19 protein-coding genes and 2 tRNA genes are annotated in these 20,475 nt (G+C 54.3%); 15 read left to right on the top strand and 6 right to left on the bottom strand.

Features of this window, described 5'->3' with window-relative positions:
• The first annotated feature begins 2 nt into the window (after positions 1–2).
• A tRNA-Asp gene (locus tag OGX75_RS04190) sits at positions 3–79 on the top strand.
• A gap of 8 nt (positions 80–87) precedes the next feature.
• Positions 88–163 (top strand) — tRNA-Trp (locus tag OGX75_RS04185).
• A gap of 103 nt (positions 164–266) precedes the next feature.
• Here the strand turns inward: OGX75_RS04185 and hdfR are convergent.
• On the bottom strand, positions 267–1,112 hold the full coding sequence (hdfR, locus tag OGX75_RS04180) for an HTH-type transcriptional regulator HdfR (RefSeq protein WP_012131114.1): 846 nt from the start codon (positions 1,110–1,112) through the stop codon (positions 267–269).
• Between the two features lie 106 nt (positions 1,113–1,218).
• Between hdfR and maoP the strand changes: the two genes are divergently transcribed.
• Positions 1,219–1,557: a macrodomain Ori organization protein MaoP gene (gene maoP, locus OGX75_RS04175; protein WP_012131115.1), complete on the top strand. Its 339-nt coding sequence runs from the start codon at positions 1,219–1,221 to the stop codon at positions 1,555–1,557.
• A 26-nt stretch (positions 1,558–1,583) separates the two neighbouring features.
• Here the strand turns inward: maoP and OGX75_RS04170 are convergent, their stop codons facing one another.
• Complete coding sequence (locus OGX75_RS04170) at positions 1,584–3,104, bottom strand: YifB family Mg chelatase-like AAA ATPase (protein WP_047460055.1); 1,521 nt, start codon at positions 3,102–3,104, stop codon at positions 1,584–1,586.
• Between the two features lie 350 nt (positions 3,105–3,454).
• Between OGX75_RS04170 and ilvL the strand changes: the two genes are divergently transcribed.
• The 7 genes from ilvL (at position 3,455) to ilvA (ending at position 10,010) form a co-directional block, all read left to right on the top strand.
• A complete protein-coding gene (gene ilvL / locus OGX75_RS04165) occupies positions 3,455–3,553 on the top strand; it encodes an ilv operon leader peptide (protein ID WP_001311244.1) in 99 nt (32 codons plus the stop codon).
• Between the two features lie 86 nt (positions 3,554–3,639).
• Entirely contained in the window at positions 3,640–3,690 is a 51-nt protein-coding gene (ilvX, locus tag OGX75_RS21210) for a peptide IlvX (protein WP_202401504.1), read from the top strand.
• Positions 3,691–3,692: 2 nt separating this feature from the next.
• Complete coding sequence (gene ilvG, locus OGX75_RS04160; protein ID WP_286451074.1) at positions 3,693–5,339, top strand: acetolactate synthase 2 catalytic subunit; 1,647 nt, start codon at positions 3,693–3,695, stop codon at positions 5,337–5,339.
• Positions 5,336–5,599, top strand: a complete 264-nt coding sequence (gene ilvM, locus OGX75_RS04155; RefSeq protein ID WP_012131119.1) for an acetolactate synthase 2 small subunit — start codon at positions 5,336–5,338, stop codon at positions 5,597–5,599. The genes ilvG and ilvM overlap by 4 nt, the downstream gene beginning before the upstream one ends.
• 17 nt (positions 5,600–5,616) lie before the next feature.
• On the top strand, positions 5,617–6,546 hold the full coding sequence (ilvE, locus tag OGX75_RS04150) for a branched-chain-amino-acid transaminase (protein WP_012131120.1): 930 nt from the start codon (positions 5,617–5,619) through the stop codon (positions 6,544–6,546).
• 66 nt (positions 6,547–6,612) lie between these two features.
• Positions 6,613–8,463 (top strand): dihydroxy-acid dehydratase, encoded by a 1,851-nt coding sequence (gene ilvD, locus OGX75_RS04145; protein WP_024130091.1) that lies wholly within the window; start codon positions 6,613–6,615, stop codon positions 8,461–8,463.
• Between the two features lie 2 nt (positions 8,464–8,465).
• Complete coding sequence (gene ilvA, locus OGX75_RS04140; RefSeq protein WP_024130092.1) at positions 8,466–10,010, top strand: threonine ammonia-lyase, biosynthetic; 1,545 nt, start codon at positions 8,466–8,468, stop codon at positions 10,008–10,010.
• 92 nt (positions 10,011–10,102) lie between these two features.
• Here ilvA and ilvY read toward each other — a convergent pair whose 3' ends face one another.
• Positions 10,103–10,993 carry an HTH-type transcriptional activator IlvY gene (ilvY, locus tag OGX75_RS04135; protein WP_286451073.1) on the bottom strand — a complete coding sequence of 297 codons (891 nt, stop codon included), beginning with the start codon at positions 10,991–10,993 and terminating at the stop codon, positions 10,103–10,105.
• A 165-nt stretch (positions 10,994–11,158) separates the two neighbouring features.
• Here ilvY and ilvC point away from each other — a divergent pair, with 165 nt between their 5' ends.
• Complete coding sequence (gene ilvC / locus OGX75_RS04130; RefSeq protein ID WP_012131124.1) at positions 11,159–12,634, top strand: ketol-acid reductoisomerase; 1,476 nt, start codon at positions 11,159–11,161, stop codon at positions 12,632–12,634.
• Positions 12,635–12,755: 121 nt separating this feature from the next.
• Here the strand turns inward: ilvC and ppiC are convergent, their stop codons facing one another.
• Positions 12,756–13,037, bottom strand: a complete 282-nt coding sequence (gene ppiC, locus OGX75_RS04125) for a peptidylprolyl isomerase PpiC (protein WP_001140251.1) — start codon at positions 13,035–13,037, stop codon at positions 12,756–12,758.
• 194 nt (positions 13,038–13,231) lie between these two features.
• On the opposite strand from ppiC, the gene OGX75_RS04120 reads away from it, so the two are divergent.
• The 4 genes from OGX75_RS04120 (at position 13,232) to rep (ending at position 17,554) form a co-directional block, all read left to right on the top strand.
• On the top strand, positions 13,232–13,933 hold the full coding sequence (locus OGX75_RS04120) for a Crp/Fnr family transcriptional regulator (protein WP_024130094.1): 702 nt from the start codon (positions 13,232–13,234) through the stop codon (positions 13,931–13,933).
• Positions 13,934–13,961: 28 nt separating this feature from the next.
• Positions 13,962–14,705 carry a nucleoside phosphorylase gene (locus tag OGX75_RS04115; protein ID WP_047460034.1) on the top strand — a complete coding sequence of 248 codons (744 nt, stop codon included), beginning with the start codon at positions 13,962–13,964 and terminating at the stop codon, positions 14,703–14,705.
• Positions 14,705–15,433: a nicotinamide riboside transporter PnuC gene (pnuC, locus tag OGX75_RS04110; protein ID WP_286451072.1), complete on the top strand. Its 729-nt coding sequence runs from the start codon at positions 14,705–14,707 to the stop codon at positions 15,431–15,433. The genes OGX75_RS04115 and pnuC overlap by 1 nt, the downstream gene beginning before the upstream one ends.
• 99 nt (positions 15,434–15,532) lie before the next feature.
• The gene (gene rep / locus OGX75_RS04105; RefSeq protein WP_286451071.1) at positions 15,533–17,554 is read left to right on the top strand and encodes a DNA helicase Rep; all 2,022 of its coding nucleotides are present in this window, start codon (positions 15,533–15,535) and stop codon (positions 17,552–17,554) included.
• Between the two features lie 47 nt (positions 17,555–17,601).
• Here rep and gppA read toward each other — a convergent pair whose 3' ends face one another.
• Together gppA and rhlB are read right to left on the bottom strand one after the other, a co-directional pair.
• Positions 17,602–19,086 carry a guanosine-5'-triphosphate,3'-diphosphate diphosphatase gene (gene gppA / locus OGX75_RS04100; RefSeq protein WP_012131131.1) on the bottom strand — a complete coding sequence of 495 codons (1,485 nt, stop codon included), beginning with the start codon at positions 19,084–19,086 and terminating at the stop codon, positions 17,602–17,604.
• A gap of 8 nt (positions 19,087–19,094) precedes the next feature.
• Complete coding sequence (rhlB, locus tag OGX75_RS04095) at positions 19,095–20,360, bottom strand: ATP-dependent RNA helicase RhlB (protein ID WP_012131132.1); 1,266 nt, start codon at positions 20,358–20,360, stop codon at positions 19,095–19,097.
• Between the last annotated feature and the right edge of the window lie 115 nt (positions 20,361–20,475).

Here is a 20,475-nt window from a genome sequence, read left to right as displayed (position 1 = left end):
GTGGAGCGGTAGTTCAGTTGGTTAGAATACCTGCCTGTCACGCAGGGGGTCGCGGGTTCGAGTCCCGTCCGTTCCGCCACCCTAATTAGGGGCGTAGTTCAATTGGTAGAGCACCGGTCTCCAAAACCGGGTGTTGGGAGTTCGAGTCTCTCCGCCCCTGCCAGAAAATTATCCTTAGCATTTGCTAAGGATTTTTTTTGCCTGAAAAACGGCCCCCAGCATATCCATTCAACTCCTTTCCCGGCATCCTTGCCATTGCTGTTCCTTTAATCTTCCAGGACGTTTGTTTTTAACAGATCGCGGATCAACGTATGTTTATCGCTATTTTGTAGCCATATTGCATATAACGGGCGTGAAAGCGTAGCGCTGTCGGCAACGGTATGAAGCCCGCCTTTTTCTTTGGCCCAGCCAACAGGAAGCCAGCTGCATCCATTAAGAGCAGACAGTTGCTGTCTCGCCAGTTCAGCTGAACTGGTGGTAAGAACGGGAACCTCATCGCTCGCAATCAAACCCACTTCATGCTGTTGAAAATCAGGCCCCCATTCAAGACGCAGATAATTTAATTCATCTTTCATCTGTGATGGGCTGCTGCAATACAATGCGAGTGTGAAATGTCCCAGCAATTGACTGCTAAACTCATCCATTTTTGGCGCTTCGGTGGTAATGAGCAGATCAAGCTGACGTTCATGGAGTTGCTTTACTAACGACTGGCGTTGAGCGATCCTGGCTTCAAATTGCAGACTGGCTTGCGGCTCCAGAGACTGATATAAGCGTGCCAGCCAGCCATTGAGCATGCACTCCCACAGAGAAGCGCTGGCACCGATAGAAAACTCATTATGCCGCGACGTATGCGCCACTTCCTTACGTGCCGCCTGCCACGTATTCATCAGCGTTTCTGCATAGGGTAGTAGCTTTTCACCTGCTGCGGTTAAGCGGATATTGTTTCTGTGCCGGGTGAACAGGTTCACACCAAGCTGATTTTCCAGTTGTCTTATCCGAAAACTGACCGCCGATTGGGTCAGGTAGAGCGCTTCTGCCGCTCGTCCAAAGTGGCGTGTCCGGCTAACTTCCAGGAAAGTTTTTAACAATTCCGTATCCACAACGCTCTCCACAAAATTATTTGTCGTAATGATTTAAATCTTTTGTTTTACACTCTGTCAAGCGTAACTAATACTCCGCGCCATAAATAGCTCGGCCAAAGAATTAGGAGCGTGCAGGATGGCGGAAAGCTTTACGACGACTAATCGATATTTCGACAACAAATATTATCCACGCGGATTCTCTCGTCATGGTGATTTCACCATCAAAGAGGCACAACTGCTTGAACGTCATGGTTATGCCTTCAATGAGCTGGATCTGGGGAAACGTGAGCCAGTAACCGAAGAAGAGAGACTGTTTGTCGCGGTATGCCGTGGCGAACGTGAGCCGGTGACAGAAGCAGAACGCGTCTGGTCTAAATATATGACGCGTATTAAGCGTCCAAAACGTTTCCACACTCTGTCTGGCGGTAAACCGCAGATGGAAGGTGCGGAAGACTACACCGAATCTGACGATTAATAAAAAAAGGGCGAAATGCCCTTTTTTTACGTCAGTAGTTTTTGTAAATGAATCAGTAGCCTGTCTATTGCCCGATAGCCCACAGCCTCCTGCAAATGCAGGCGTGTAATATTCTCCGTTTGTTCCAGATCGGCAATGGTACGGGCAACCTTCAGTAAGCGCTGCCAGGCTCGTATAGACAATCCCAGATGTATCAGCGTCTCCTCCAGCCAGTGCGCATCATCACTGTGTAGAGAGCAGTACTTTCGTATACCCTGGCTGTCCAGATGGGCGTTTAGCTTCCCCTGTCGTTCGTACTGGCGTTTCCGTGCGGATATCACCCGTACTTTCACTGTAGCGCTGTCCTCGCCTTTAACCGCTGCCTGACTGAGTATACCGGGCGGTGGCAGGGGAATTTCGAGCGAGAGATCGAATCGATCGAGAAAGGGGCCGGATAAACGGCTGAGGTAGCGCAACGTCTGTTCCGGGCTACAGCGATTATGGTTCCCCTGATAGTGACCGGTCGGGCTGGGATTCATCGCTGCAACCAGTTGGAAGCGCGCAGGATAGGTGATCTTTGCCCGGGTGCGCGAAAGGTGTATCTGACCAGACTCAATAGGTTCACGCAGCGCATCCAGCGTGCGTCGCTCAAACTCAGGCAGTTCATCCAGAAACAGAATACCGTTGTGCGCCAGCGATATTTCTCCTGGCGCGGGTATTGAACCTCCCCCTACCATTGCCGTTAATGACGCGCTGTGATGAGGCGAGCGGAAAGGACGCCGTTTCCACTGCCTTTGTACCGTATCGGCGTTCACCAGGCTGAGAATCGCCGCACTTTCCAGCGCTTCTTTGTCGCTTAATGATGGCAGTAGCCCATTAATGCGGCTGGCCAGCATGGTTTTTCCCGTACCTGGCGGGCCTATCAGCAGCAGGTTGTGCCCTCCTGCGGCCGTGATTTCCAGGCCTCGTTTCCCCTGTTCCTGACCGATAACATCACTGAGATCGTCATGCAGTAAACAGGCGTCAGAATCGGTAGACACTGGTTTCTCAAGATCCCGTTTCCCTTCCAGAAATGCGCATACCGTTTGCAGATGATCTGCAATCAGGCATCCCTCTCCGCTGATTAGCCCAACTTCTGTTGCATTCTCTTTTGCAACAATGATATGTCTGCCTGCCCGAATCGCCTCGGTTGCACTGGATATCGCGCCTGGAACGCCACGTAACGCACCTGTAAGGGCCAGTTCGCCCACCAGTTCATATTCATTAAGCTTATTTGTTGTAAGTTGCTCTGACGCCGCCAGAAGCGCAATTGCGATAGGTAAATCATATCTACCGCCCTCTTTGGGTAAATCTGCCGGGGCCAGATTAATGGTGATTTTCTTCGCCGGAAATTCATACCCGCTATTGATGATTGCGCTGCGAACCCGATCCCGGGCCTCCTTTACCGTCGTTTCAGGTAGCCCAACCATTGTTAAACCCGGCAGGCCATTACTGATATGCACCTCGATGGTTATTGGCGGCGCATTAACGCCAAGTGCGGCGCGTGTGTGAACAATCGACAGTGACATAACTCCTCCCGTTGAGAGAATTATGCTGCATTAAAAACCAGAAATATCCTGCACGATTGTTAATTTTCGGCGCATATTCAGGTAATTTTATCGCCTTTTCAAAATATGCTTTGCTGTTCGGAAGCGTGCTCGCAAAAAATAACAGATGCGAAAAAAGATGGGGGTTGCTGCTGTTTATGAGGCAAAAAGTGAAAATTTTTCATTTCCTGTTTTTTGTATAAAAAACAATGATTTTTTGCTAAACCGTTAGCTGCGTCAGAAAAATGAAAATAAAAATATCTTGTGCTATTGGCGAAAGCTATGGTAACTCTTTAGGCATTCCTTCGAACAAGATGCAAGAATAGACAAAAATGACAGCCCTTCTACGAGTGATTAGCCTGGTCGTGATTAGCGTGGTGGTGATTATTATCCCACCGTGCGGGGCTGCACTTGGACGAGGAAAGGCTTAGAAATCAAGCCTTAACGAACTAAGACCCCCGCACCGAAAGGTCCGGGGGTTTTTTTTGACCTTAAAAACATAAACGAGGAGCAGATAATGACTAATAGCATAAAATTCTGTTTCTCCAGATTTACGGCGGGGATGTAGCTATGAATGGGGCACAGTGGGTGGTACATGCTTTGCGAGCACAGGGCGTTGAAACCGTTTTTGGTTATCCCGGTGGCGCAATTATGCCGGTTTACGATGCGTTGTATGACGGCGGCGTGGAACATCTGTTGTGTCGTCACGAGCAGGGTGCGGCGATGGCGGCAATCGGCTATGCGCGTTCAACGGGCAAAACGGGCGTCTGTATCGCCACGTCCGGCCCTGGCGCTACCAATTTGATAACCGGTCTGGCTGACGCACTGTTAGATTCCGTGCCGGTTGTTGCCATCACGGGTCAGGTTTCCGCTCCGTTCATCGGAACGGACGCTTTTCAGGAGGTTGATGTGCTGGGGCTGTCGTTGGCATGTACTAAGCACAGCTTCCTCGTGCAGTCGCTGGAAGAGCTGCCGCGCATCATGGCTGAGGCTTTCCGGGTTGCGAACTCGGGTCGTCCTGGCCCTGTTCTGGTTGATATCCCCAAAGATATCCAGTTAGCCAATGGTTCACTGGAGCCGTATTTCACCACCGTTGAAAACGAAACGGCTTTCCCGCACGCGGATGTTGAGCAGGCGCGTCGGATGATGGCGCAGGCGCAAAAACCGATGCTGTACGTGGGCGGCGGCGTAGGCATGGCGCAGGCCGTACTCGCGCTGCGCGAATTTATCGCTGCGACGCAAATGCCGGTGACCTGCACGTTAAAAGGCCTGGGTGCGGTGGATGCCGGCTATCCGTATTATCTCGGTATGTTGGGGATGCATGGCACCAAAGCGGCAAACTTTGCGGTGCAGGAGTGCGATCTGCTGATTGCCGTAGGGGCGCGTTTTGATGACCGGGTGACGGGCAAGCTGAATACCTTTGCGCCGAACGCCAGCGTGATCCACATGGATATCGATCCGGCGGAAATGAACAAACTGCGTCAGGCGCATGTCGCGTTGCAGGGCGATCTGAACGCATTATTGCCCGCGTTACAGCAACCGTTAAATATTGACGCCTGGCGTCAGCACAATGCTGAACTGCGTACTGAGCACGCCTGGCGTTACGATCATCCCGGTGAAGCCATCTATGCGCCGCTGCTGTTAAAACAGTTGTCGGAACGTAAACCCGCAGACAGCGTGGTGACAACGGATGTGGGCCAGCATCAGATGTGGTCTGCGCAACATATGACGTACTCGCGCCCCGAGAATTTCATCACCTCCAGCGGCTTAGGTACGATGGGTTTTGGCCTGCCTGCGGCGGTTGGCGCGCAGGTTGCGAGGCCGAATGATACCGTTATCTGTATCTCCGGTGACGGCTCTTTCATGATGAATGTACAAGAGTTGGGCACCGTAAAACGCAAGCAGTTGCCGTTGAAGATTGTCTTACTCGATAACCAGCGGTTAGGCATGGTTCGACAATGGCAACAACTGTTTTTCCAGGAACGATATAGCGAAACCACCCTTACCGATAACCCCGATTTCCTCATGTTAGCCAGCGCCTTCGGCATTCCTGGCCAACACATCACCCGTAAAGACCAGGTTGAAGCGGCGCTCGACACCATGCTGAACAGTGATGGGCCATACCTGCTTCATGTCTCAATCGACGAACTTGAGAATGTCTGGCCCCTGGTGCCGCCTGGCGCCAGTAACTCAGAAATGCTGGAGAAATTATCATGATGCAACATCAGGTCAATGTGGCAGCTCGTTTCAACCCGGAAACGTTAGAACGTGTTTTACGCGTGGTTCGCCACCGTGGTTTTCAGGTGTGCTCCATGAATATGGAAGCCGCCACCGATGCGCAAAATATAAATATCGAATTGACCGTTGCCAGCCCCCGGTCGGTCGACTTACTGTTTAGTCAGTTAAGTAAACTGGTAGATGTTGCACATGTTGCTATCTGCCAGAGCACAACCACATCACAACAAATCCGCGCCTGAGCGCAAAAGGAAGAAAAATGACGACGAAAAAAGCTGATTACATCTGGTTCAATGGTGAGATGATTCGTTGGGAAGATGCGAAGGTTCATGTGATGTCCCACGCACTGCACTACGGTACTTCCGTGTTTGAAGGGATCCGTTGCTACGACTCTCACAAAGGTCCAGTGGTGTTCCGCCATCGTGAACACATGCAGCGTTTGCATGATTCAGCCAAAATCTATCGTTTTCCCGTCTCCCAGAGCGTTGATGAGCTGATGGAAGCCTGCCGCGATGTTATCCGTAAAAACAACCTGACCAGCGCATATATTCGTCCGCTGGTGTTTGTGGGCGATGTGGGGATGGGCGTTAACCCGCCTCCGGGGTACAGCACTGACGTCATCATCGCGGCGTTCCCGTGGGGCGCATACCTGGGCGCAGAAGCGCTGGATCAGGGGATCGATGCGATGGTTTCTTCCTGGAACCGCGCAGCGCCAAATACCATTCCGACAGCGGCAAAAGCGGGCGGTAACTACCTTTCTTCACTGCTGGTAGGGAGTGAAGCGCGTCGTCATGGCTACCAGGAAGGTATCGCGTTGGATGTGAATGGTTATATTTCCGAAGGCGCAGGCGAAAACCTGTTTGAAGTGAAAGATGGCGTGTTGTTTACCCCGCCGTTTACCTCCTCCGCGCTGCCAGGTATTACCCGTGATGCGATCATCAAGCTGGCGAAAGAGCTGGATATCGAAGTGCGTGAGCAGGTGCTGTCTCGCGAATCTCTGTATCTGGCGGACGAAGTGTTTATGTCCGGTACTGCGGCAGAGATCACACCGGTTCGCAGCGTGGACGGTATCCAGGTAGGCGAAGGCCGCTGCGGTCCGGTCACTAAACGTATTCAGCAAGCATTCTTTGGCCTCTTCACCGGTGAAACCGAAGATAAATGGGGCTGGTTGGATCAGGTAAATCCATAAATTAAAAATAAATGGGACGGCACGCACCGTCCCATTTAACAGACAGACACTGGGAGTAAATTACGCATGCCTAAGTATCGTTCCGCCACAACCACACATGGTCGCAATATGGCGGGTGCCCGCGCGCTGTGGCGCGCCACCGGGATGACCGATGCCGATTTTGGCAAACCGATCATCGCTGTCGTGAACTCATTCACCCAGTTTGTGCCGGGTCACGTTCACCTGCGCGATCTCGGTAAACTGGTCGCCGAACAGATTGAAGCCGCTGGCGGCGTCGCCAAAGAGTTCAACACCATTGCCGTGGATGATGGCATCGCTATGGGTCACGGGGGCATGCTGTATTCACTGCCGTCTCGCGAACTGATCGCCGACTCGGTGGAGTACATGGTGAACGCCCACTGTGCGGATGCGATGGTCTGTATCTCCAACTGCGACAAAATCACCCCAGGGATGCTGATGGCCTCGCTGCGCCTGAACATTCCGGTAATTTTTGTCTCCGGCGGCCCGATGGAAGCCGGGAAAACCAAACTTTCCGATCAGATCATCAAGCTCGATCTGGTTGATGCGATGATTCAGGGCGCGGACCCGAAAGTTTCTGACGATCAGAGCAATCAGGTCGAACGCTCCGCCTGCCCGACCTGTGGGTCGTGTTCCGGGATGTTCACCGCTAACTCAATGAACTGCCTGACGGAAGCGCTGGGCCTGTCGCAGCCGGGCAACGGCTCGTTGCTGGCAACCCACGCCGATCGCAAGCAGCTGTTCCTCAATGCCGGTAAGCGCATTGTTGAGCTGACTAAACGTTACTACGAGCAGGATGACGCTTCCGCACTGCCGCGTAATATTGCCAGTAAAGCGGCGTTTGAAAACGCCATGACTCTGGATATCGCTATGGGCGGTTCGACCAACACCGTTTTACACCTGCTGGCGGCGGCGCAGGAAGCGGAAATCGACTTCACCATGAGTGATATCGACAAGCTTTCCCGCAAGGTTCCACAGTTGTGTAAAGTCGCGCCAAGTACGCAGAAATACCACATGGAAGACGTCCACCGCGCAGGCGGCGTGCTGGGTATTCTGGGCGAGCTGGATCGCGCCGGGCTGATGAATCGCGATGTAAAAAACGTGCTGGGTCTGACGCTGCCGCAAACGCTGGAGCAGTACGACGTTATGGTCAGCCAGAATGAAGCGGTAAAACAGATGTTCCGTGCAGGCCCGGCGGGTATCCGCACGACGCAGGCGTTCTCGCAGGATTGCCGCTGGGATTCGCTGGATACCGACCGCGCCGAAGGCTGCATTCGCTCGCTGGAACATGCCTACAGCAAAGATGGCGGTCTGGCTGTGCTCTACGGTAACTTTGCTGAAAACGGCTGTATCGTAAAAACCGCAGGCGTGGATGACAGCATCCTGAAATTTACCGGCCCGGCGAAAGTCTATGAAAGCCAGGACGATGCGGTTGAGGCGATCCTCGGCGGTAAGGTGGTTGCCGGTGATGTGGTGGTTATTCGCTACGAAGGGCCTAAGGGTGGGCCTGGTATGCAGGAAATGCTCTATCCGACCACCTTCCTGAAATCGATGGGGCTGGGTAAAGCCTGTGCGCTGATCACCGATGGCCGTTTCTCCGGCGGCACGTCTGGCCTCTCTATCGGTCACGTCTCACCGGAAGCGGCCAGCGGCGGTAATATTGCCATCATCGAAGATGGCGACATGATTGCTATTGATATTCCAAACCGTGGTATTCAACTGCAACTGAGCGATGCGGAAATCGCCGCGCGTCGCGAAGCGCAGGAAGCCCGTGGTGATAAAGCCTGGACGCCGAAAGATCGTCAGCGTCCGGTCTCCTTTGCGCTGCGTGCTTATGCCAGCCTGGCGACCAGCGCCGATAAAGGCGCGGTACGCGATAAATCGAAGCTGGGAGGTTGATGATGGCCGAGTCGCAACCCCTGTCAGCCGCCCCGGAAGGGGCGGAGTACCTGCGTGCGGTACTCCGCGCGCCGGTATATGAAGCAGCGCAGGTGACGCCGCTGCAAAAAATGGAAAAACTTTCTTCGCGCCTCGACAACGTTATTCTCGTGAAGCGTGAAGACAGGCAGCCTGTACACAGCTTCAAGCTGCGCGGAGCCTACGCGATGATGGCGGGGCTCACCGAAGAACAAAAAGCCCACGGCGTTATCACCGCATCGGCGGGTAACCATGCTCAGGGCGTGGCGTTCTCCTCCGCGCGTTTGGGTGTGAAAGCATTGATTGTGATGCCGCTGGCGACCGCCGATATCAAAGTGGACGCGGTGCGTGGGTTTGGCGGGGAAGTGCTGCTGCACGGCGCGAACTTTGATGAAGCGAAAGCGAAAGCTATCGAGCTGGCGCAACAGCAGGGCTTCACCTGGGTTCCGCCGTTCGATCATCCGATGGTGATTGCCGGGCAGGGCACGCTGGCGCTGGAACTGCTCCAGCAGGATGCGCATCTCGACCGCGTATTCGTGCCGGTTGGCGGTGGTGGACTGGCGGCAGGCGTGGCGGTGCTCATCAAACAGCTGATGCCGCAAATCAAAGTGATCGCCGTTGAAGCGGAAGATTCGGCCTGCCTGAAAGCGGCGCTGGATGCCGGTCATCCGGTGGATCTCCCGCGTGTGGGACTGTTTGCCGAAGGCGTGGCGGTTAAACGTATCGGCGATGAAACCTTCCGTCTGTGCCAGGAATATCTCGACGACATTATCACCGTCGACAGCGATGCGATTTGCGCAGCGATGAAAGATCTGTTCGAGGATGTGCGTGCGGTGGCGGAACCTTCCGGTGCGCTGGCGCTGGCGGGGATGAAAAAATACATCGCCCAACACAATATTCGCGGCGAACGCCTGGCGCATGTGCTTTCTGGCGCGAATGTGAACTTTCATGGTCTGCGCTATGTGTCTGAACGCTGCGAGCTGGGTGAACAGCGCGAAGCGCTGCTGGCGGTGACTATCCCGGAAGAGAAAGGCAGCTTCCTGAAGTTTTGTCAGCTGCTGGGCGGCCGTTCCGTTACCGAATTTAACTACCGTTTTGCCGACGCTCAAGATGCCTGCATTTTTGTCGGCGTCCGTCTGAGCCGTGGACTGGAAGAGCGCAAAGAGATTCTCGCGCTGCTGCATGAAGGCGGCTACAGCGTGGTGGATCTCTCCGACGACGAAATGGCGAAACTGCATGTGCGCTATATGGTTGGCGGACGCCCATCGAAACCGTTGCAGGAACGTCTGTACAGTTTCGAATTTCCAGAGTCGCCCGGCGCGCTGCTGAAGTTTCTGCACACGCTGGGAACGCACTGGAATATTTCGCTGTTCCACTATCGCAGCCACGGCACCGACTATGGTCGTGTGCTGGCGGCATTTGAACTGGGCGAAAACGAGCCTGATTTCGAAACCCGGCTGAATGAGCTGGGCTATGAGTGCCACAACGAAAGCGATAACCCGGCGTTCCGGTTCTTCCTGGCGGGTTAGGGTGTTCGGGAAAATGCCTGATGGCGCTGCGCTTATCAGGTCTACGTTCTTTTGAGCCGTAGGCCGGATAAGGCGCTTGCGCCGCCATCCGGCTAGTGGTTGGGCAGAATGTTCCAGAACGCATCAATAAGCGGCTCATGCAGCCGCTTTTTTTGTGCGCAAACGCCCAGCTCAAACGGCGTTTTCTCGTCGCTGCGCTCCAGGATCATCACGCGGTTACGCACGGGTTCAGGGCTATTTTCCAATACCACTTCCGGCAGCAGCGCCACGCCGCAGCCGAGCGCGACCATCGACACCATCGCTTCATGTCCACCGACCGTCGCGTATATCGACGGATTGCTGATTTTCTGACGGCGGAACCACAGCTCAATACGGCGACGCACTGGGCCTTGATCGGCCATGATAAACGGCACTGTTGACCAGTCGGGTTTATCCACTGAGACCTGATTTCGCACCGGGCAAGGCAATGCGGGAGCTATCAGCACCACCGCCAGATTCTCCAGCATTGAAAACGCGACCGCGCCGGGCAGGGTTTCCGGTTTACCGGCAATCGCCAGATCCGCCTCGCCCGTCACCACTTTTTCCATCGCATCGGCGGCATCGCCGGTGGTGAGTTTGATTTCCACAGAGGGATGCTCCGCCCGGAAACGGTCAAGAATGGGCGGCAGATGGCTATAAGCGGCGGTGACCGAGCAGAAGATATGCAGCTCGCCCGACAGCAACGGGCCTTGTTGGTCGATGGTGTGGCGTAACTGCTGATACTGCAACAGCGTTTGCTGGGCAAACGTTCGCAGCTCTTCTCCCGCTTCGGTGAGCGTGACGGTACGGTTATCGCGAATGAACAGCGGCTGGCCGAGATCCTCTTCGAGGCGTTGAATCTGCCGGGAGAGCGTGGAAGGGCTAACGTGCATTGCCCGCGCGCTGCGGCCAAAATGGCGACTTTCCGCCAGATGCAGGAAGGTTTTCAGATCGCGTAAATCCACTGGCGTTACTCCCGATGTCTACGTTGCAGAAATTGCAATGTGATGTTGTGAATATATCAATTTCCGCAATAAATTTCCTGTCATATAGTGAGTTCATTCTCTCTTGCAAAGACACGGCAAGCGAACCGAACAATAAGCACGACACAACATCATGGAGTTACAGATATGGCTAACTACTTTAATACACTGAATCTGCGCCAGCAGTTGGCGCAACTGGGTAAATGTCGCTTTATGGGCCGCGATGAATTTGCCGATGGCGCGAGCTACCTTCAGGGTAAAAAAGTGGTCATCGTCGGCTGTGGCGCTCAGGGGCTGAACCAGGGCCTGAACATGCGTGACTCCGGTCTGGATATCGCCTACGCCCTGCGTAAAGAGGCGATTGCCGAAAAACGTGCTTCCTGGCGTAAAGCGACCGAAAACGGCTTCAAAGTGGGGACTTACGAAGAGCTGATCCCGCAGGCTGATCTGGTGGTTAACCTGACGCCGGACAAACAGCACTCCGACGTGGTGCGTTCCGTACAGCCGCTGATGAAAGACGGCGCGGCGCTGGGTTATTCCCACGGTTTCAACATCGTGGAAGTGGGCGAGCAGATCCGCAAAGACATCACCGTGGTGATGGTGGCGCCGAAGTGCCCGGGTACTGAAGTCCGTGAAGAGTACAAACGTGGTTTCGGTGTACCGACGCTGATCGCCGTTCACCCGGAAAACGATCCGAAAGGCGAAGGGATGGCTATTGCCAAAGCATGGGCGGCGGCAACTGGCGGTCATCGTGCGGGTGTGCTGGAGTCCTCCTTCGTGGCGGAAGTGAAATCTGACCTGATGGGCGAGCAGACCATCCTGTGCGGTATGCTGCAAGCGGGTTCTCTGCTGTGCTTCGATAAGCTGGTGGAAGAAGGTACCGACCCGGCATATGCGGAAAAACTGATTCAGTACGGCTGGGAAACTATCACCGAAGCGCTGAAGCAGGGCGGCATTACGCTGATGATGGATCGTCTGTCCAATCCGGCAAAACTGCGTGCTTATGCGCTGTCTGAACAGCTGAAAACCATCATGGCGCCGCTGTTCCAGAAACACATGGACGACATCATCTCCGGTGAATTCTCCTCCGGCATGATGGCGGACTGGGCGAACGATGATAAGAAACTGCTGACCTGGCGTGAAGAGACCGGTAAAACCGCATTCGAAACCGCGCCGCAGTATGAAGGTAAAATCGGTGAGCAGGAGTACTTCGATAAAGGCGTACTGATGATCGCGATGGTGAAAGCGGGCGTTGAGCTGGCATTCGAAACCATGGTGGATTCCGGCATCATCGAAGAGTCTGCGTACTATGAGTCACTGCACGAACTGCCGCTGATCGCCAACACCATCGCCCGTAAGCGTCTGTATGAAATGAACGTGGTTATCTCTGACACCGCCGAGTACGGCAACTACCTGTTCTCTTACGCTTGCGTACCGTTGCTGAAAGCGTTCATGACTGAAATTCAACCGGGCGATCTGGGTAAAGCGATTGCTGAAGGCGCGGTTGACAACGCACAGCTGCGTGATGTGAACGAAGCAATTCGTGGCCACGCTATTGAGAAAGTGGGCCAGAAACTGCGTGGCTATATGACTGATATGAAACGCATTGCGGTAGCTGGTTAAACAGGTTGTCGGGTGGCGCTAGCGCTTACCCGACCTACAAAAAGCCATTATTTCGTAGGCCGGGTAAGCGTTAGCGCCATCCGGCAAAAAAGCCCGGTGTTTATACTCACCGGGCTTTTTATTAGTTGCGATACAGCACCTTAATGATGTGGTATCCGAACTGGGTGTGCAGTGGGCCGGTTGGCTCCAGCACCGGGCAGGAGAAGACCACTTTGTCGAACGCCGGAACCATCTGGCCCTGACGAAACTCACCTAAGTCACCGCCTCTTTTGCCTGACGGGCAGATAGAGTGCTTTTTCGCCAGTTTGCCGAAGTCGGCGCCATTCTTGATTTGTTCCAGAAGATCCAGCGCCAGCTTCTCTTCTTTTACCAGGATATGCAGTGCTGCTGCGGTTTTCGCCATTATTTCGCTCTCATGTCTCAAAGGTTGCCCGCCACTTTATCATTCCTTAGGGCGTCGGACATATACTCTTCGCCATCGCAGGACAGATGTCCCGCCGGGTTTAATGAACCGGGAGATGAACGACACTTTTATCAGACATATTCCCTCTGCAACAGGACAGCCGTCCTGTCTTTCCATCTCAGGAGAGAGATAACATGAGCTCAATGAAAAACGCAGAATTTTCAGGCGACTGGCTGACAGGGCTAACCCAAATCGTACGCGATCCGCAGCTGTATGAGCTGCTCAAATATTGCCCGCTGGACATCATGCAGCGCTGGCGCGTTGAGGAAATACCTCGCGGAGCGCTGATTTGCCGTCAGGGCGACATTTGTCGGCAATTCTCGCTGATTGTTTCCGGTGAGGTGGATGTCTTTTACGAAGCTGAAGACGGGCGCCGTTATCGGCAGGCACATTACCGCAAAGGCGACATGCTGGGCGAGCTGGAGATTTTTGAGTCGCGGCATTACATCTGTTCGGTGATGGCGGTTGGCAGCGTTCAGTTGTTAAGCCTGCCGCAGGCGGATTTTCATCGCTGGCTGGCGCTGGATAACCATTTTAACCAGCGGATGCTGCGCTTTTTCAGCCAGCAATATTATCAGTTGTCGAAAAAGGCCAGCAGCGACAATTTGTACTCGCTGTATCAACGGGTTTGCCAGGCATTATGGCAGCGATATCAACATGATGAATCGACCACGATTTTGCTGGATAAACAAAATCTCAGTCAGGAATTTGCGGCGACGACGCGCAGTATCAACCGTATTTTGCACGATCTGAAATCGCTGAAAATTATTGATACCGACGGTGAGCGGATCGTCTTATTAGCCCCTGAAAAACTGAAACAGGAGGCGGAGATCTGAGTCCCTCAGCACAGTAAGGAGACAGAAGATGCAACCCCATATTCGATTAAGCAATAGCATGACCGGTGCACGGTATGCGCTATTGCCCGGCGATCCCGAGCGGGTGGACAGGATCGCCCACTTTCTTGATAACCCTGAGATACTGGGGCAAAACCGGGAATTTCGGGCGGCGCGCGGCACATATAAAGGGATTGAGATTTTGGTGCTGTCGACGGGAATCGGCGGGCCATCAACGGCCATTGCCATTGAAGAGTTACGGCAGATTGGCGTAGACACGCTGATTCGCATCGGTAGCTGTGGGGCATTGCAGGATACGCTGGCGCTGGGCGATCTGATTATCGCCAACGGTGCGGTCGCCGATGACGGCACCAGCAAAACCTACGCGCCAGCCTGCTATCCGGCCTGCGCAGACCCGCAGCTTATCGCCACGTTGATCCAGCAGGCGAAGCAGATGAACATTCCTGCGATTTGCGGGCTGGTGCGCAGCCACGACAGCTTTTATACCGATCGTGAAGCTGAACTGGATGCGGAATGGTCAGCGCGCGGTATTCTCGGGGCGGATATGGAAACGGCGGCGCTGATGGTGGTCGGCGCACTACGTGGGCTGCGTACGGCGTCGTTGCTGAACGTGGTCGTTGCCCACAACGGCTGTCTGGACAGCAGTATTAATGATTATGTTCAACAGGAAACGCTGTGTCTGCGGGGTGAAGAACGTCAGATTTCCCTGGCGCTACAGGCCATTTATTTCGATAGCCAGCAAGGAGAGCAGTGATGGACTTTTTCAGTATTAATAACGTGATGGTCAACATTCCTCTCGGCGAAGGCGGGTATGCGCTGTCGTGGATTGAGGCTATCGGCACGGTCTTTGGTTTATTGTGCATCTGGTGCGCCAGCCGGGAAAAAATCATCAATTACCTGTTTGGTCTGATTAACGTCACCCTGTTTGCCGCGATCTTTTTCCAGATTCAGCTATATGCCAGCCTGCTGCTTCAGGTGTTCTTCTTTGCCGCCAATATCTATGGCTGGTATGCGTGGAGCCGTCAGAATGAGGCGCAAGAGGCAGCGCTGAAGGTGCGCTGGCTCTCCCGCCAGCAAACGCTGGTGCTGAGTGGTGTGTGTATTGTCGCCATCCTGCTGATGACGCGGTTTATCGACCCGGTGTTCGCCATGCTGACCCATATTATGCTCGGGATGCTGCAAACGGTAGGGGTTCAGGTGGCGATGCCAGAGCTACAGCCGGACGCGTTCCCGTTCTGGGATTCCACCATGCTGGTGCTGTCAATTGCGGCGATGGTGCTGATGACTCGCAAATATGTGGAAAACTGGCTGCTGTGGGTGCTTATCGACGTCATTAGCGTGGTGATTTACGCGGTACAGGGCGTCTATGCGATGTCGCTGGAGTATGTCCTGCTAACGGCGATTGCGATTATGGGATCGTACAGCTGGATCCGGAGCGCAAAACGCAACGGCTATACGCCGCTTGCCGCCAGCGCCACCTGATTAACGCTTTCCAGGCTGTCTGAAAGGGCAGCCTGTTACTCCCTCGGCCCTGCTTTCTGCTACAATCTTTCCCCCGTTCGAAGATTGAGCAATATTCCCATGCGTTTAAACCCCGGCCAACAACACGCTGTCGAATTCGTCACCGGCCCCTGCCTGGTGCTGGCGGGCGCGGGTTCTGGTAAGACACGCGTTATTACCAATAAAATCGCCCATCTGATTCGTGGTTGCGGCTATCAGGCGCGCCATATTGCGGCAGTGACCTTTACCAATAAAGCGGCACGTGAAATGAAAGAGCGTGTCGGGCAAACGCTGGGGAGTAAAGAGGCGCGCGGGCTGATGATCTCCACTTTCCATACGTTGGGGCTGGATATCATCAAACGTGAATATGCGGCGTTGGGGATGAAATCGAACTTTTCGCTGTTTGACGATACCGATCAGGTCGCATTGCTGAAAGAGCTAACTGACGGTCTGATTGAAGATGACAAAGTTATCTTGCAACAGCTGATCTCGGCGATCTCTAACTGGAAAAACGATCTGATGACGCCCGCTCAGGCGGCGGCAAGCGCAAAAGGGGAGCGCGACCGCATCTTCGCTCACTGTTATGGTCTGTACGATGCGCATCTGAAGGCCTGCAATGTGCTCGATTTTGACGATCTGATTCTATTGCCGACGCTGCTGCTACAGCGTAATGAAGAGGTGCGCGAGCGCTGGCAGAACAGGATTCGCTATCTGCTGGTGGATGAATACCAGGATACCAACACCAGTCAGTATGAACTGGTGAAACTGCTGGTGGGAAGCCGCGCGCGCTTTACGGTGGTGGGTGATGATGACCAGTCGATCTACTCCTGGCGCGGCGCGCGTCCGCAAAACCTGGTGTTGTTGAGTAAGGATTTCCCGGCGCTACAGGTGATCAAGCTGGAGCAGAACTATCGTTCCTCCGGGCGCATTCTGAAAGCGGCGAATATCCTGATTGCCAATAACCCCCACGTCTTTGAAAAACGCCTCTTTTCTGAACTGGGTTATGGCGCGGAACTCAAGGTGCTGAGCGCGAACAATGAAGAACACGAGGCCGAACGCGTTACCGGCGAGCTGATTGCCCATCACTTTGTGAATAAGACTGAATACAAGGATTACGCCATTCTGTATCGCGGGAACCACCAGTCGCGGGTGTTTGAAAAATTCCTTATGCAGAACCGTATTCCCTACAAAATTTCTGGCGGCACGTCGTTCTTCTCCCGCCCGGAGATTAAAGACCTGCTGGCCTATCTGCGCGTACTGACCAACCCGGATGATGACAGCGCTTTCCTGCGGATTGTGAATACGCCAAAACGAGAAATCGGCCCGGCCACGCTGCAAAAGCTGGGCGAATGGGCGATGACGCGCAACAAGAGTCTGTTTACCGCCAGTTTTGATGTGGGGCTGAACCAGACGCTGACCGGGCGCGGCTATGATTCACTGACCCGCTTCACCCATTGGCTGGGGGAAATTCAGCGTCTGTCGGAGCGTGAACCGATTGCCGCCGTGCGCGATCTCATCCACGGTATTGATTACGAATCCTGGTTGTATGAGACTTCGCCGAGCCCAAAAGCGGCGGAAATGCGCATGAAGAACGTCAACCAGTTGTTTAGCTGGATGACCGAAATGCTTGAAGGTAACGAACTTGACGAACCCATGACGCTCACCCAGGTGGTGACGCGCTTTACGCTGCGCGACATGATGGAGCGTGGTGAAAGTGAAGAAGAGTTGGATCAGGTACAGCTCATGACGCTGCATGCCTCGAAAGGGCTGGAGTTCCCGTACGTGTTTATGGTGGGGATGGAAGAAGGATTCCTGCCGCACCAGAGCAGCATTGACGAAGACAATATCGATGAGGAGCGCCGTCTGGCCTATGTGGGGATCACCCGCGCGCAGAAAGAGCTGATCTTCACGCTGTGCAAAGAGCGTCGTCAGTACGGTGAACTGGTGCGCCCGGAACCAAGCCGCTTTTTGCTGGAACTGCCGCAGGACGATCTTATCTGGGAGCAGGAGCGTAAAGTGGTAACGGCCGAGGAGCGGATGCAAAAAGGGCAGGCCAGCATAGCCAATATCCGCGCCATGATGGCGAAAGCAAAAGCGAAGTAGGTATTTTCCAGGCCGGATAAGCGTAAGCGCCATCCGGCAGCCAGCATCTAATGAACGTCCAAAGGCCAGTGGACATAGCTTTGCCACTGGCTTTCCTGATCGATCAACTCTTTACCCAGCGGGTGATGCTCCAGCCACCCTTGCGGCAAGGTTAACGTCAGATTCTCATCCTGCGCCTGCAACGTAATCTGTGGCACCAGATCGTCACGGCGACGGCTGGCAAAAATGATCGCCAGACGCAACAGGCGACAAAGATGTTCAGCGACGCGCGGCGGCACCGCATTCTGCTGGTGGAGGGAAGAGAGGTCGATCGGGTTGGTCTGATTTAACAATAGGGTGGCTAACAGCTTCTTTTGCGCGGGGGTGAATCCCGGTAAATCCAGATTACGCACCAGATAAGCCGCGTGCTGCGGCGCCTGTTTAAAATCAACGCTCAGGCCGATTTCATGCAGCTGACAGGCACTGGTCAGGAGTTCGCGACTGATCGGCTCAAGATGCCACTTATCTTCCACCTGATCGAGAAAGTTTACCGCCAGATCCGCTACGCGATGCGCCTGTTCGGTATCGACCATAAACCGACGCTGAATGTTACGCAGCGTGCGGCTGCGAATATCCTGATCCACCGCCAGATGCAGCATGCCATACACCAACCCTTCGCGCAGCGCTCCGCCCGCAAGCGTCATACACTGGATGTCCAGTTCGGTGAAAATCGCGATCAGAATGGCCAGACCGCTGGGGAATACCAGTGCGCGTTCCAGCGTTAACCCTTCAATTTCCAGCTCTTCCAGACGGCCGCAATGAATTGCGCGTTGCTTCAGCTGTTGAAGTTTCGCCAATGTGATGCGCTCATCCATGCCCTGCGCCATCATGATTTCCTGCAACGCCTGGACGGTACCAGACGCGCCTACGCAGACTTTCCAGCCATGCTTGCGTAGCTCATCGGCGACCGGACGCAGCACTTCACGCGCGGCTTTTTCCGCTTCATCGAAGTTTTCTTGCGCCAGATTACGATCGGTAAAGTAGCGTTCAAGCCAGGTGACGCAGCCCATTGACAGGCTAAACAGAGAGGTGGTTTGTGCGCCGGTTCCGGTGACCAGTTCGGTGCTGGCGCCGCCAATATCGACCACCAGACGCTGATCGGCGCCGCCGGTGGTATGGGCAACACCCTGATAAATCAGCCGCGCTTCTTCTTCGCCGCTAATGACCTGGACAGGACAACCGAGGATCTCCTGCGCCTTGGCGATAAACTCGCCCGCATTGACGGCGAGACGCAGCGTTGCCGTGGCGACGACGCAGATTTGCGGTTGAGGAATATCCTGTAGGCGTTCAGCGAAAAGGCGCAGACATTGCCAGCCGCGCTCCATCGCTTCAGCGGAAAGCGAATTATCACTGTTCAGGCCCGCAGCCAGACGCACCTTGCGCTTAATTCGCGTGAGCGTCTGGATGCTTCCAGCCACCTCGCGTACAACCAGCATATGAAAACTATTGGAACCGAGATCAATTGCGGCATACAGCGAAGTGGAAGTGAGCATATATTACGTTAACCTGAACGACGACGATTACGCGGCGCGCCGGTGCGACGCGGTCCATTGCCTGGGCGCGAGCGCGTCAGGCGCAACGGCTTCGGCAAATTGGTCATCAGCGCTTCCGGGTTATATTTGCTGACCGGGATAGAGTGACCAATATAAGCCTCAATGGCAGGCAGGTTCAGCGCGTACTCTTCACAGGCCAGGCTGATAGAGTGACCGCTCGCTCCTGCGCGACCCGTACGTCCGATACGGTGAACGTAGTCTTCGCAGTCATCCGGCAGGTCATAGTTAAAGACGTGCGTTACGGCCGGAATGTGCAGACCGCGCGCGGCAACGTCGGTTGCAACGAGGATATCGAGATCGCCACGGGTAAACTCGTCGAGAATACGCAGACGTTTTTTCTGCGCAACGTCGCCGGTCAACAGGCCGACACGATGACCGTCAGCTGCCAGATGCCCCCAGATGTCTTCGCAGCGGTGCTTGGTATTGGCGAAAACAATGGCGCGATCCGGCCACTCTTCTTCGATCAGCGTTTGCAGCAAACGCATCTTCTCTTCGTTAGAAGGGTAGAAGAGCTCTTCTTTAATACGGTGACCTGTCTTTTGTTCCGGTTCCACTTCAACATATTCGGCGTTGTTCATCTGCTCGAACGCCAGTTCGCGAACACGGTAAGAGAGGGTTGCGGAGAACAGCATGTTCAGACGCTGATTGGCCGGCGGCATACGGCGGAACAGCCAGCGGATGTCTTTAATAAAGCCCAGATCGTACATGCGATCGGCTTCATCCAATACGACGACCTGAATGGCGCCGAGGTTAATGTGGTTTTGTTTCGCGTAGTCGATCAGACGACCCGTGGTGCCGATCAGAATATCGACGCCGCTTTCCAGCACTTTCAGCTGTTTGTCGTAGCCGTCACCGCCGTAGGCCAGGCCTAATTTCAGGCCGGTGGTCTGCGCCAGCGGTTCCGCATCGGCGTGGATCTGCACGGCCAACTCACGCGTCGGCGCCATAATTAAGGCGCGCGGCTGGTTCACCTTGCGATCGTCAATCGCGGGATGAGAGAGAAGATAATGAAACGAAGACGTCAGGAACGCCATCGTTTTTCCGGTTCCGGTTTGCGCCTGCCCTGCGACATCACGACCCGCCAGCGTTAGCGGGAGGGCCAATGCCTGAATGGGCGTACAATTATGAAACCCTTTATTTTCAAGGGCTTCTATCACCTTTGGGTGCAGGGCGAAGTCGGAAAACTTCTGTTCTGTTAAATGTGTTTTGCTCATAGTGTGGTAGAATATCAGCTTACTATTGCTTTACGAAAGCGTATCCGGTGAAATAAAGTCAACCTTTAGTTGGTTAATGCGACATCAACACGTCGTTGATGAAGGCGAAACCAAC

This window comes from Citrobacter sp. CK199, from assembly GCF_030333285.1.
Classification (GTDB): Bacteria; Pseudomonadota; Gammaproteobacteria; order Enterobacterales; family Enterobacteriaceae; genus Citrobacter_B; species Citrobacter_B koseri.
This window is presented reverse-complemented; position numbering and strand designations above follow the sequence as displayed.